Annotated in this window: 10 protein-coding genes; 2 read left to right on the top strand and 8 right to left on the bottom strand. The window is 64.3% G+C overall.

Annotation, left to right across the window (positions count from 1 at the left end; genetic code table 11):
- Positions 1–1,476: a threonine synthase gene (gene thrC / locus ACZ0AJ_RS07725; RefSeq protein WP_499453674.1), complete on the bottom strand. Its 1,476-nt coding sequence runs from the start codon at positions 1,474–1,476 to the stop codon at positions 1–3.
- A gap of 224 nt (positions 1,477–1,700) precedes the next feature.
- Between thrC and ACZ0AJ_RS07720 the strand changes: the two genes are divergently transcribed.
- On the top strand, positions 1,701–2,669 hold the full coding sequence (locus ACZ0AJ_RS07720) for an IS1595 family transposase (protein ID WP_499453672.1): 969 nt from the start codon (positions 1,701–1,703) through the stop codon (positions 2,667–2,669).
- A gap of 32 nt (positions 2,670–2,701) precedes the next feature.
- Here the strand turns inward: ACZ0AJ_RS07720 and ACZ0AJ_RS07715 are convergent, their stop codons facing one another.
- The 3 genes from ACZ0AJ_RS07715 to kbl are packed head-to-tail and all read right to left on the bottom strand — an operon-like array spanning position 2,702 to position 6,327.
- The gene (locus tag ACZ0AJ_RS07715; protein WP_499453670.1) at positions 2,702–4,084 is read right to left on the bottom strand and encodes an L-serine ammonia-lyase; all 1,383 of its coding nucleotides are present in this window, start codon (positions 4,082–4,084) and stop codon (positions 2,702–2,704) included.
- Positions 4,085–4,121: 37 nt separating this feature from the next.
- A complete protein-coding gene (locus ACZ0AJ_RS07710; protein WP_499453668.1) occupies positions 4,122–5,084 on the bottom strand; it encodes an NAD-dependent epimerase/dehydratase family protein in 963 nt (320 codons plus the stop codon).
- Between the two features lie 37 nt (positions 5,085–5,121).
- Positions 5,122–6,327, bottom strand: a complete 1,206-nt coding sequence (gene kbl, locus ACZ0AJ_RS07705) for a glycine C-acetyltransferase (RefSeq protein ID WP_499453666.1) — start codon at positions 6,325–6,327, stop codon at positions 5,122–5,124.
- Between the two features lie 174 nt (positions 6,328–6,501).
- Here kbl and ACZ0AJ_RS07700 point away from each other — a divergent pair, with 174 nt between their 5' ends.
- The gene (locus ACZ0AJ_RS07700) at positions 6,502–7,077 is read left to right on the top strand and encodes a helix-turn-helix domain-containing protein (RefSeq protein WP_499453664.1); all 576 of its coding nucleotides are present in this window, start codon (positions 6,502–6,504) and stop codon (positions 7,075–7,077) included.
- Between the two features lie 66 nt (positions 7,078–7,143).
- Here ACZ0AJ_RS07700 and ACZ0AJ_RS07695 read toward each other — a convergent pair whose 3' ends face one another.
- From ACZ0AJ_RS07695 to ACZ0AJ_RS07680, 4 genes are all read right to left on the bottom strand, one after another.
- On the bottom strand, positions 7,144–9,315 hold the full coding sequence (locus ACZ0AJ_RS07695) for a prolyl oligopeptidase family serine peptidase (protein ID WP_499453662.1): 2,172 nt from the start codon (positions 9,313–9,315) through the stop codon (positions 7,144–7,146).
- A gap of 93 nt (positions 9,316–9,408) precedes the next feature.
- A complete protein-coding gene (locus ACZ0AJ_RS07690) occupies positions 9,409–10,056 on the bottom strand; it encodes a tetratricopeptide repeat protein (protein ID WP_499454421.1) in 648 nt (215 codons plus the stop codon).
- Positions 10,057–10,194: 138 nt separating this feature from the next.
- Positions 10,195–10,854, bottom strand: a complete 660-nt coding sequence (locus ACZ0AJ_RS07685) for a 3'-5' exonuclease (protein ID WP_499456758.1) — start codon at positions 10,852–10,854, stop codon at positions 10,195–10,197.
- Positions 10,855–10,893: 39 nt separating this feature from the next.
- The gene (locus tag ACZ0AJ_RS07680) at positions 10,894–12,159 is read right to left on the bottom strand and encodes an Hsp70 family protein (protein ID WP_499453656.1); all 1,266 of its coding nucleotides are present in this window, start codon (positions 12,157–12,159) and stop codon (positions 10,894–10,896) included.
- Positions 12,160–12,325 lie beyond the last annotated feature (166 nt).

Here is a 12,325-nt window from a genome sequence, read left to right as displayed (position 1 = left end):
CTACAGCCCCGTGTGGTCGGCGATGTACGCCTTCATTTGCGCGACATCGGCAGGCATCACGACGTAGCGCTGCGGCAGTGCCTCGATGTCGTCGAAACCGGCCGGACGCTCGGCATCGGTGCCCAGCGCTTCGAGGATCGTCTCGTTGAACTTGGCGGCCAGCGCGGTTTCCAGCACGATCATCGGCACGCGCGGCGCCATGTGCTCGCGCGCGACCTTGATGCCGTCGGCGGTGTGGGTGTCGATGGTGATGTCGTAGTCGTCGGCCACGTCGCGGATCGTGTCGAGGCGGTCGTTGTGCGTCGAGCGGCCCGAGGCGAAGCCGAAGCGCGCCACCTGCTTGAATTCATCGCCATCGCTGCCCGGCTTGCCGGACAGGTCGAAGCCCCCATGCGTGTCGACCTTGCGGAACAGCGCGTGCGTACGCTCGGCGTCGCGCCCGACCAGGTCGTACACGAAGCGCTCGAAGTTCGACGCCTTCGAGATATCCATCGACGGGCTGCTCGTGTGGAACGTCTCGGCTGCCTTGCGCACGCGGTACACGCCGGTGCGGAAGAATTCGTCGAGCACGTCGTTTTCGTTGGTGGCGGCCACCAGCTTGTCGATCGGCAGACCCATCATGCGGGCGATGTGACCGGCGCAGATATTGCCGAAGTTACCGGACGGGACCGTGAACGAGACCTTCTGGTCGTTGCTCGTGGTCGCCGCCAGGTAGCCGCGGAAGTAGTACACGACCTGCGCCACCACACGGGCCCAGTTGATCGAATTGACGGTGCCGATCTTCTGGCGCGCCTTGAACGTCAGGTCGTTCGACACGGCCTTGACCAGGTCCTGGCAATCGTCGAAGTTGCCTTTCACGGCGATATTGAAGATGTTCGGATCTTGCAGGCTGAACATCTGCGCGGTCTGGAATGCGCTCATGCGCCCGTGCGGCGACAGCATGAACACGCGCACGCCCTTCTTGCCGCGCATCGCGTATTCGGCGGCGCTGCCGGTGTCGCCCGAAGTCGCGCCGAAGATATTCAGTTCATCGCTGTTTTTGGCCAGTGCATACTCGAACAGGTTGCCGAGCAACTGCATCGCCATGTCCTTGAACGCCAGCGTCGGGCCGTTCGACAGCGCCTGCAGGATCAGCTTCCCATTGCGGCCGTCTTCCAGCACGCGCAGCGGGGTGATCTGGGCAGCGGACTCGCCGGCACGCGCGTTGCAGTACACGGCGGGCGTGTAGGTGCGCGTGGTGATGGCCTTGAGGTCGGCATCCGGGATATCGGTGGCAAACTTGCGCAGTATCTCGAAGGCCAGGTCGGCGTACGACAGCGTGCGCCATGCGTCAAGCTCGGCGCTCGTGACCTGCGGGTACTCGGCTGGCAGGTACAGGCCGCCGTCCGGGGCGAGGCCGCCGAGCAGGATGTCACAGAAGTTCTCGGGATTGCGTGCTGCGGACGCGCTCGTCGCGCGGGTGGACACATAGTGCATACGGTTGTAGATCCAGTTGGCTCGGGTGGATCGTCAATTATAGTGGGAGCCAGAGAAATTGTATGCTGTGCTGCAAAAAAGTCATATTACCTAATAAAATTGGGCGGCCGATACGCTGGCCGCCCAACGATTGCCGAGGCGCAGTCAACGTTAAATAGTGCCGAGCTGTGAACTGATGAGCACTTTCGTGGTCCAACCCCTGTCGTCAGCGCCAGGAGTCGAGCATGAAAGCACCCCGTTTCACGCGTTGGTTCGCCAACTTGCCATTGCTGAACGTCCCGCAGCGCCGGCAGGTGCTGGATGCCTTGCATCCTGCCGCCGGGCTCGACCAGGTCGTCGCACTCATCGCGCACGCCAGGTCGCCGGGCCGCTGTTGCCCCCGCTGTGGCAGCGTGCGCTGTAACCGCCACGGGTTCGCCAACGACCTGCAACGCTTCCGGTGCTGCGATTGCGGACGCACCTTCAATGACCTCACCGGCACGCCTCTGGCGAGGCTCAGGCACAAGGCCAAGTGGCTCGCGTATTCACAAGTTCTGCTCGACTCACTGCCTGTACGCAAGGCGGCAGACCGGGTTGGCGTGCACCGCAACACGGCGTTCCGCTGGCGCCACCGCTTCCTGCATTGGATCAAGCTCGACCGGCCGACGCGCCTAAATGGCATCGTCGAAGCCGATGAAACCTTTCTGCTCGAATCGCAGAAAGGTTCGCGCGCACTCGACCGGCCCGCGCGGCGGCGGGGTGGCCGCGCCGCCAGGCCCGGCATTTCCGGAGAACTCGACTGTATTCTGGTGGCGCGTGACCGCAACGGACGCACGATCGATGCCGTCACGGGCCGCGGCGCATTGACGGCCGCGCAGCTCGAACGCGATTTGCTGCCCAGACTCGATCCCCAGTCCTTTCTGGTCAGCGACAGCCATGTCGCCTACAGGGCTTTTGCACGCAAGCACGGGATCACGCACGAGACCGTCAATCTGCGTGCGGGCGTACGGGCCAGGCGCCTGGGCAGCCTGGCCATTCACGTGCAAAACGTGAATGCCTATCATCAGCGCTTCAAGGATTGGTTGCGGGGCTTTCGCGGTGTGGCGTCGCGCTATCTCGCCAACTATCTGGGTTGGCGCTGGGCTCTGGATGGCGAGAGAGTATGTTCACCAGAACAATTGCTGCATATCGCAATCAGAGTCATCAATACGTAATGCTGACTGCGCCATTGCCGAACCCATGTAAATCAGCAGGCGGCGTGATTGACCGTCACAACGTGGATGGCCAAGCCGCCCAGCGACGTTTCCTTGTACTTGACCTGCATGTCCGCACCCGTCTGGCGCATCGTCTCGATCACGCTGTCCAGGCTCACGAAGTGCACGCCATCGCCCTTGAGCGCCAGCGACGCCGCCGTGATCGCCTTGATCGCGCCCATGCCGTTGCGCTCGATGCACGGGATCTGCACCAGGCCGCCGATCGGGTCACAGGTCATGCCCAGATGGTGTTCGATGCCGATTTCGGCCGCGTTCTCGATCTGCTCGTTGGTGCCGCCCAGCGCCGCCACGAGGCCCGCCGCCGCCATCGCACACGCCACGCCGACCTCGCCCTGGCAGCCCACTTCGGCCCCCGAAATCGAGGCGTTCTTCTTGCACAGCATGCCGATGGCCGCTGACGTGAGCAAAAAGTCGCGCACGCCGCGCTGCGGATCGATCGGGCGGCAGTCCTCCGCGTAGTAGCGCAGCACGGCCGGGATGATGCCGGCCGCGCCGTTGGTCGGCGCCGTGACGACACGGCCACCGGCGGCGTTTTCTTCGTTGACGGCCATCGCGTACAGGCTGACCTGCTGCACGGCGTCGTGCGGCAAGGCATTCTGGGGCTGGGTTTCCTGCGCCTGCTTCCACAGCGCGGCCGCGCGGCGGCGCACATTGAGGCCACCCGGAAGGCGCCCTTCCGTCTTCAGGCCCTGGCAGATACAGTCGCGCATCACGCGCCACAGGCGATCCAGGCCGGCATCCAGATCAGCGTCGGTCATGCGCACGCGCTCGTTCGCGCGCAGCATGTGCGGGATCGTCAGGCCGTGCGTACGGCCATGCTCGAGCAATTGCACCATCGTGTCGAACGGGTACGGCACCGGCGTGCCGACGGGCTCAAGAGTGCGCGCCTGGGCTTCGCCGGCCGCCGTGATGAAGCCACCGCCGACCGAGTAATAGATGCGCTCGATGATGCTGCCGTCACGCAGTTGCAGCACGAAGCGCATGCCATTCGGGTGCTCGGGCAGCGTCGAGGCCTTGTGCCAAACCAGGTGGACACGGGCGTCGAATGGCACGGTCTTGATGCCCAGCAGTGCGATCTGTCCATCAAGCGCAGCGAGATCGAGCTTGTCGTCGACCGACGCTGGATCGAGCTCCTGCGGTGTCTCGCCCATCAGGCCCAGGATCACCGCCTTGTCGGTCGCGTGGCCGACGCCCGTCAGCGCCAGCGAACCGTACAGGTGCGCCTCGACGCCAACCGCCTCGTCCAGCATGCCGCTTTCAAGAAGAAAGCGGCGCGCCGCGACCATCGGGCCCACCGTGTGGGAACTCGACGGGCCGATGCCGATCTTGAACAAATCAAACACGCTCATGTCCATCTTGTGTCTCCTGCTTTTTTATTATTGAGGCGAGGTCTTACGCTGCCGCCTTGATGCCGACATCGATATTGGCCAGCATCGAATCGACCATTTCATCGATGCCGATGCGGGATTGCCAGCCCCAGTCCGCCGTCGCGCGGCTGTCGTCCAGGCTTTTCGGCCACGAATCGGCGATCTGCTGGCGGCTGTCCGGCGCGTAGGCGATGGCGAAATCAGGACGCGCCTTCTGGATCGCGGCGGCCAGTTCGCGCGGATTGAACGAAACGCCGGCCACGTTGTACGACGAACGGATCGCCACCTGTTCGGCGGGCGCTTCCATCAGTTCGATGGTGGCGCGGATCGCGTCGGGCATATAGATCATCGGCAGCGTGGTTTCGGGGCCGAGGAAGCATTCGTACGTCTCGCCGCGCAGCGCCGCGTGGAAAATCGCGATCGCGTAGTCGGTGGTGCCGCCGCCCGGTGGCGACTTGTAGCTGATGATGCCGGGATAGCGGATGCTGCGCACGTCCACGCCATACTTGCTGTGATAGTACTCGCACAGGCGCTCGCCGGCCAGCTTGCTGATGCCGTAGATCGTGGTCGGGTCCATGATCGTGAACTGCGGCGTCTGTTCGCCCGGCGTGTTCGGGCCGAAGGCCGCGATCGACGATGGCCAGAAGACTTTCAGTGGCTTGCCGGCCTCGCCCCGTTCACGCGCGATTTCGAGGATGTTGAGCAGGCCATCCATGTTCAGGCTCCAGGCCTTGAGCGGCGCTTTTTCGCCGGTGGCCGACAGCATGGCGGCCAGCTGGTAGACCTGGGTGATGTCTTCGGCGGCGATCAGGCTTGCCAGCGCATCGTTGTCCAGCACGTTCAGGCGGGTGTAGCGCGCGGCGCCGTACAGGTTGTTCTCGCCGATGTCCGACGCGATGACGTTCTGCGCGCCGTGGCGCTCGGCCAGCGCGCTGACCAGTTCACTGCCGATCTGGCCATTGGCGCCGATGATGAGGATGCGTTCCATGCTGTGATTCCTTGCCGGTTTACTTACTGATTATTTATTATTGTTGCTTGATGATGCCCAGCTCGCGGCCGGCTTGTTCGAATGCCTTGAGCACGATGTCCAGCTGTTCACGGGTGTGCGCAGCCGACAGCTGCACGCGCACGCGCGCCTGGCCCATCGGCACCACCGGATAGAAGAAGCCCGACAGCAGCACGCCCAGTTCGAACATGCGCGCGGCGAATTGCTGCGCGACCGGCGCGTCGAACAGCATCACCGGCACCACCGGGTGCGTGCCCGGCTTGATGGTAAAACCGATGCGCTCGATCTCGGCGCGGAAGTACGCCGTGTTCTCCATCAGGCGGTCGCGCAGTTCGGTCGACTTCGAGATGCGCTCGAGTACCGCGAGCGAGGCGCCGGCAATCATCGGTGCCAGCGTGTTCGAGAACAGGTACGGGCGCGATTTCTGGCGCAGCGTCTCAATCACTTCTTTCTTGCCCGACGTGAAGCCGCCCATCGCGCCGCCCAGGGCCTTGCCCAGCGTGCCGGTGATGATATCGATCTTGCCGATCACGCCGCAGTGTTCGTGCGTGCCGCGGCCGGTCGCGCCCATGAAGCCCGATGCGTGGCACTCGTCGATCATGGTCAGCGCGCCGTACTGCTCGGCCAGTGCGACGATCTTGTCCAGCTGGGCAATCGTGCCGTCCATCGAGAACACGCCGTCGGTGACGATGATCTTGTGACGCTTGCCCGCTTCGGTGGCGGCGATCAGCTGCTTTTCGAGGTCCGCCATGTCGTTGTTGGCGTAGCGGTAGCGCGCCGCCTTGCACAGGCGCACGCCGTCGATGATCGACGCGTGGTTCAGCGCGTCCGAGATGATCGCGTCGTTCTCGTCGAACAGCGGCTCGAACACACCGCCGTTGGCGTCGAACGCGGCGGCGTACAGGATCGTGTCTTCGGTGCCCAGAAATGTCGACAGCGCCGCTTCCAGTTCCTTGTGCACGGTTTGCGTACCGCAGATGAAGCGCACCGACGACAGGCCGTAACCATACTTTTCAAGCGCAGCGGCAGCGGCTTGCTGGGTTTGCGGGTCGCCCGCCAGGCCCAGGTAGTTGTTCGCGCACATATTGATCAGGGTGCGGCCATCCTGCGCGACCACTTCGGCGCCCTGGCGCGAAGCCAGCACGCGTTCTGGCTTGAACAAGCCGTCGCTACGCAAGGTGTCGAGTTTTTGCTGCAGGCCGCTGTAGAAAGTCTGGTCGCTCATGGTGTTTTTCCTGTTCCGTGGATGGTCCGGCTTGACCGGCAGTTGGCGGATGCTGTACCGTGGGTTTGTTCGATGTAGAAGACTTATCCTGTATATCGAACAAAGATTCAATATAGTGGATATTACCCGCGCCCAATGGACTTGGCAAGCCGGTCCTCAACACCTTATGCGGCAATGAATACAATTTCAACCAACAACGCGCCACCCGAAGTCGGCGCCACACTGCAACGCCTGCGCCTGGCCCGTGGCCTGACGCTCGAAGACCTGTCGCGCATTGCCGGCGTGTCGAAATCGATGCTGTCGCAGATCGAACGCGAGAAAGCCAACCCCACCATCGCCATCACCTGGCGCCTGGCCAATGCGCTGGGCGTGCAGATTGGCGAACTGCTGTCGTCCGAAGTGCGCCCGACGGAACTCATCCGGCTGGTGGATGCGCATGAAATCCCCACCCTGCCCGGCGCGCACGCCGGCTATTGCCTGCGCATCCTCGGTCCGATGGATTTGGCAGGCAAGTATGAATGGTATGAGCTGACGCTGGCGCCCGGTGGCGAACTGGCGTCGCAGGCGCACGATCCCGGGACGGGCGAGCACCTGACGGTGATCACCGGGACCGTGGAACTGGAAGTGGGACCGGAAAAGAAAAAGGTGAGGCATGGCGCGACAGCGCGCTACCCGGCCGACCAGAACCACGTGATCCGCAATACGGGCAAGACCGAGGCCAAGGCGGTCCTGGTGGTCGTGCACCGATAGAAACAGCTGCACAATACAACAAGGCCGCCGGATCGCTCCGGCGGCCTTGTTTGCATCTGCCCGGTGTTACTTGGCGCCGGCGCCCGTCACGGCGGCGTCATTCATGTGCAGCTCGCGCGACAGGAAGCCCCAGCGATCCGCGACTTCCTCGATCTGCTTGCTCGTCGGCTTGCCCGCACCGTGGCCCGCCTTGGTGTCGATGCGGATCAGGATCGGCGCGCTGCCGGCCTGCGCTGCCTGGGCTGCAGCGGCGTACTTGAAGCTGTGCGCCGGGACCACGCGGTCATCGTGGTCGGCCGTCGTCACCATCGTCGCCGGGTAGCAGGTGCCGGCTTTCAGGTTGTGCAGCGGCGAATACTTGACCAGCGCCTTGAATTCATCCGGGTTCTCGGACGAACCGTAGTCCGAGGTCCAGGCCCAGCCGATCGTGAACTTGTGAAAGCGCAGCATGTCCATCACGCCCACCGACGGAATCGCGGCTGCGAACAGGTCCGGGCGCTGCGTGGTGGCAGCGCCGACCAGGAGGCCCCCGTTGCTGCCGCCGCCAATGGCCAGCTTCTGCGGCGACGTGACCTTGTTCTCCACCAGCCACTCGGCCGCGCCGATGAAGTCGTCGAACACGTTCTGCTTCTGCAGCTTGGTGCCGGCCTGGTGCCAGGCTTCGCCGTATTCGCCACCGCCGCGCAGATTGGCCACGACATACACGCCGCCCATTTCCATCCACGCCAGGTTGGCCGGCGAGAAGGCGGGCGTCAGCGAGATGTTGAAGCCGCCATAGCCGTACAGGTAGGTCGGGTTCTGGCCGTTCATTTTCAGGCCCTTCTTCGACACGATGAACATCGGTACCTTGGTGCCGTCACGGCTCGTGTAGAACTGCTGGCGCGTTTCATAGTCGGCCGGATTGAACGCGACTTTCGGCTGACGGAACACGGTGCTCTGGCCGGTGGTCATGTTCAGGCGGTAGATCGTGGTCGGGCTGGTAAAGCTGGTATACGAATAGAAGGTCTCGGTGTCGCCACGCTTGCCCGACAGACCGGCGACGGTGCCGATCCCCGGCAGCGCGATCTCGCGCACCGGCTTGCCGTCGAGCGACACCACGCGCACGACGCTGCGGGCATCCTTCAGGTATTCGAGCACCAGCTGGTTGTTGACGATGTCGGCGCCGGCCAGCGTGTCGGCGCTTTCGGCGACGATCTCTTTCCAGTTGGACTCCGCCGGTTTGCTCACGTCGATCGCGATGATGCGCTTCTTGGGCGCCTTGCGGTCGGTGCTGAAGTAGAACACGCTGCCGACGTTGTCGATGAAGTCGTAGCCGGCGTCGAAGTTGTCGATCAGGTCGACCACTTTCGCGTCCGGCTTCGACAGGTCCTTGTACGACACGCGGTACTTCGGCGCCGTGCCCTTGGTGGTGGTGATGATCAGGTAACGGCCGTCGTCCGTGGTACGGCCGCCGAAGCCCCATTCCTTCTGGTCGGCGCGGTCATACACCAGCGTGTCGGCGCTTTGCGGGGTGCCGATGCGGTGGTAGTACAGCTTCTGGAAGTAGTTCACGTCGGCCAGCTTGGTCGCTTCCTTCGGCTCGTCGTAGCGGCTGTAGAAGAAGCCCTTGCCATCCTTGGTCCAGGCCGTGCTCGAGAACTTGACCCACTTGATGTGGTCCGGCAGGTCCTTGCCGGTCTCGATGTCGCGCAGCTTGATCTCGTTCCAGTCCGAGCCCGACGCGGCGATGCTGTACGCCAGCAGCTTGCCGTCGGGACTCACTTCGGTGCCGGCCAGGGCGACAGTGCCGTCGGCGGCCAGCTTGTTCGGGTCGAGCAGCAGGCGCGGCTCGTCATTCAGGTTTTTCAGCGTGTACAGGACCGCCTGGTTCTGCAGGCCATCGTTGCGCGTATAGAAGTAGCGGCCACCTTCCTTGCCCGGCACGCTGTAGCGCTCGTAGTTCCACAACTGCGTCAGGCGCTGGCGGATCGCTTCGCGTTGCGGGATCGCGGCCAGGTAGGCCTGGGTGACCTTGTTCTGGGCGTCGACCCACATCTTCGTTTCGGCGCTGTTGGCGTCTTCGAGCCAGCGGTACGGATCGGCGACGACGGTGCCGTGGTAATTGTCCGTCTGGTCGACTTTCTTCGTCACCGGATAGGTCGGCCCGGTGCCTTTGGTGGAACAGCTCTGTGCGAGCGCCGGATTGGCGCCGAAGCTCGTGGCCAACACGGCGGCAAGCGTGGCAAGTTTCATGTGCATGTTGTTCTCGGTCTGTGAATGATGAGGTCGGCTTGTGGCCGCAGGGCATCATAGCGCGAAACGGGAACAGTGCAAACCGCCCGCCAGCGACGGCTATATCAGGCCTAGGGCGCGCCTGGCCGAGGGATTGCCGGCGCCCGCTGCATGGCGGTACCAGTACAGGGCGCGCGCACTGCTGGCCGTCACGCCAAGACCCCGCGCGTACATATGCGCCAGCTGGACCTGCGCGGCAACATGCCCCTGCAAGGCGGCCTTGCGGTACCACGCCATCGCCAGCGGATGGCTGACCGTGACGCCCAGCCCGTGCAGATAGCCATGCGCCAGCTGCGCCTGCGCACGCGCCATGCCCTGCTCCGCCGCCCGGTAGAACCAGCTCAGTGCAGTGGGATGCGACAGCGTCACGCCACGCCCCTTGCGGTACAGCAGGCCGAGATTGTATTGCGCCGATCGATCGCCCTGCTGCGCTGCGCGGCGGAACCAGCGGGCAGCGAGCGCGTGGTCGGGCGGCACGCCCCGGCCGCTGTAGTGCAAGGCGCCGAGATGGTTCTGGGCATAGGCCAGGCCGTGCGAGGCGGCGCGCGCCAGCCAGACGGCAGCTTGCGTGTCGTCGCGCTCGACGCCGTGGCCGCGCAGGTAGAGCTGCGCCAGGTTGAACTGGGCGTACGGGTTGCCTTGCCAGGCAGCGCGGTGATACCAGGAGAACGTCGCGGCGCCGGCGCGGGCGGCATGGTCGGAGCTCATCCAGATCCTTTCGGCAAGTCGTGCGAACGGCCGCAGGCGCAGCCGATTCCATTGCCAAAAGTTTAAGTAGATCGGGGCTACGCGGTTTGCGAGCGCACAATCAGGATGTCAGGCAAGGTCAGTTGCCATCAGTTGCCATCAGTTGCAATGCGCCTCGACAGCCTTCCGGCGTTCGCGCACGGTGGCCGCGTATTTTTCAAGAAATACCGGGATCTTGGCGGCAGCGACCTTGTTGATCGAGACCAGCAGACTCGGCTCGACGCGCTCGATGCCGCAGGTACGCCCAAGATGCCGCGCAGCATGCAGCAACACGTCGGCCGCGACCTGGGCGTCGGCCTCGGCCCGGTGGGCGGTGCCGACAAAAGGAATGCCGAGCTGGCTCGACAGCTGGCCCAGCTTGTAGCTGACCAGGCCCGGGAACAGACGGCGCGACAGTTTCAGCGAGCACACGAGGCCCACGTGCTGCGTCGTGCGGCCCAGGCGCGCACCTTCGGCCTTCAAGAACTTTTCGTCGAAGCTGGCGTTGTGCGCCGACAGGACGTCGCCGCCGATGAAGTCGAGCAGCTCGGGCACGACCTGGTGCGAAGGCGGCGCGCTGTCGACCATCTGCTGGGTGATCCCGGTCAGGGCCGTGATGAACGACGGCACGCGCACGCCGCAATTGACGAGCGAGACATAACGCTCGGTCACCTCGCCGCCAACGATGCGCAGTGCCGCTACTTCCGTGATGCGGTCGCCCATGTCGGGCGACAGGCCGGTGGTCTCGAAGTCAAGCATCACCAGCGGTCGGTCGTACATACTCATCCTTGCTCCTTTGTGTGCGTTTCCAGCGGGGTGTCAGCCGAACTTGCGCAGCGCGTCGAGCGCCAGGCCGGTGCCGATGCTGCCGAACAGATCGCCCTCGACGCGGCGCGCATCCGGCACCATCGCACCAATCCGCGCGCGCAGCAAGCCCACGCCGCTCGAACCGCCGGTGAAAAAGACCGTGTCGACATCGCTAGGGCGCACGCCGGCATCGGCGAACAGCTTGCCGACGGTGGTGGCGACCTGCTCGACCAGCTGCGCAATCGCCGCTTCGAACTGCGCACGCGCGATGTCCAGCGACTCGGGTGGCGACAGGCGATCGAGCTGCAGTTTGACCATGTCGGCGTCGGACAGCGCAATCTTCGCGCCCTCGACCTGCATCGCTAGCCAGTGGCCGGCGCGGTCTTCGATCAGATTCTGCAGGCGCGCGATGCGGGCCGGTTCCGCCGCGTCGCGCGCCAGGTCGGCCAGTTGCGTCACGCTCTTGCGTGTGTAAGCCTGGTTGATCGTGTGCCAGGTGGCCAGATTGAAGTAGTAGCTCGACGGGATCTCGGCGCCCGAGCGCAGCTTGCTGCCGTAGCCGAGCAGCGGCATGACGCTCGCCAGGCTCAGGTACTTGTCGAAATCGGTGCCGCCGATGTGCACGCCGCCGTTGGCCAGGATGTCGTCGCGGCGATCGGGCCGGCCGGCGCGCTCGGGGCCCAGGCGCACCAGCGAAAAGTCGGACGTACCGCCGCCGATGTCAGCGATCAGGACCAGTTCTTCGCGGTCGATGCGCGATTCGTAATCGAAGGCGGCGGCGATCGGCTCGTACTGGAAGCCGATGTCGCGAAAGCCGACCGAGCGCGCCACGTCGAGCAGTGTATCTTCGGCCAGCTGGTCGGCCTGGGCGTCGTCGTCGATGAAGAACACGGGGCGGCCGAACACGGCGCTCTGGAACGGCTGGCCGGCCTGTGTTTCGGCGCGGTGCTTGACCTCGCCGATGAACTGGGCCAGCAGCGAACGAAACGAGACCGAACGGCCCGCGACCTCGGTCTGGCCATCGATCAGGCTCGTGCCCAGCAGGCTTTTCAGCGAGCGCATCAGGCGGCCTTCGTAGCCTTCGAGATATTCGGCAAGCGCGGCGCGGCCATAGCTGACGCGGTCGTCGTCGGCGTTGAAGAACACCACCGACGGCAGCGTGGGCTTGCCGTCCTCGAGGGTCAACAGCGCCGTCGGGGCGGATTGCATCATGCCGGGCCGATACCAGCCGACCGTGGAATTTGACGTGCCGAAGTCAACGCCGCAAGCGTGCACCATAGGAACCTTTATCTTGAAGGGGCGGTATGGTAACAGATTCCGTCAAGTATCGCTTCCCGCTTCCTGCTGTAAGCAAGCTCTTACAGGGAGGCGGCAGGCGTACCGATATGGCGTCATGGGTGAACACCGGATAATCGCCCGGCAATGCACTGCCGGTGCTGTACGC

The organism is Telluria sp. AC161 (genome assembly GCF_979258535.1).
Note: the sequence above shows the minus strand (reverse complement) of the source record. Positions and strands in the feature narration are given on the sequence as shown.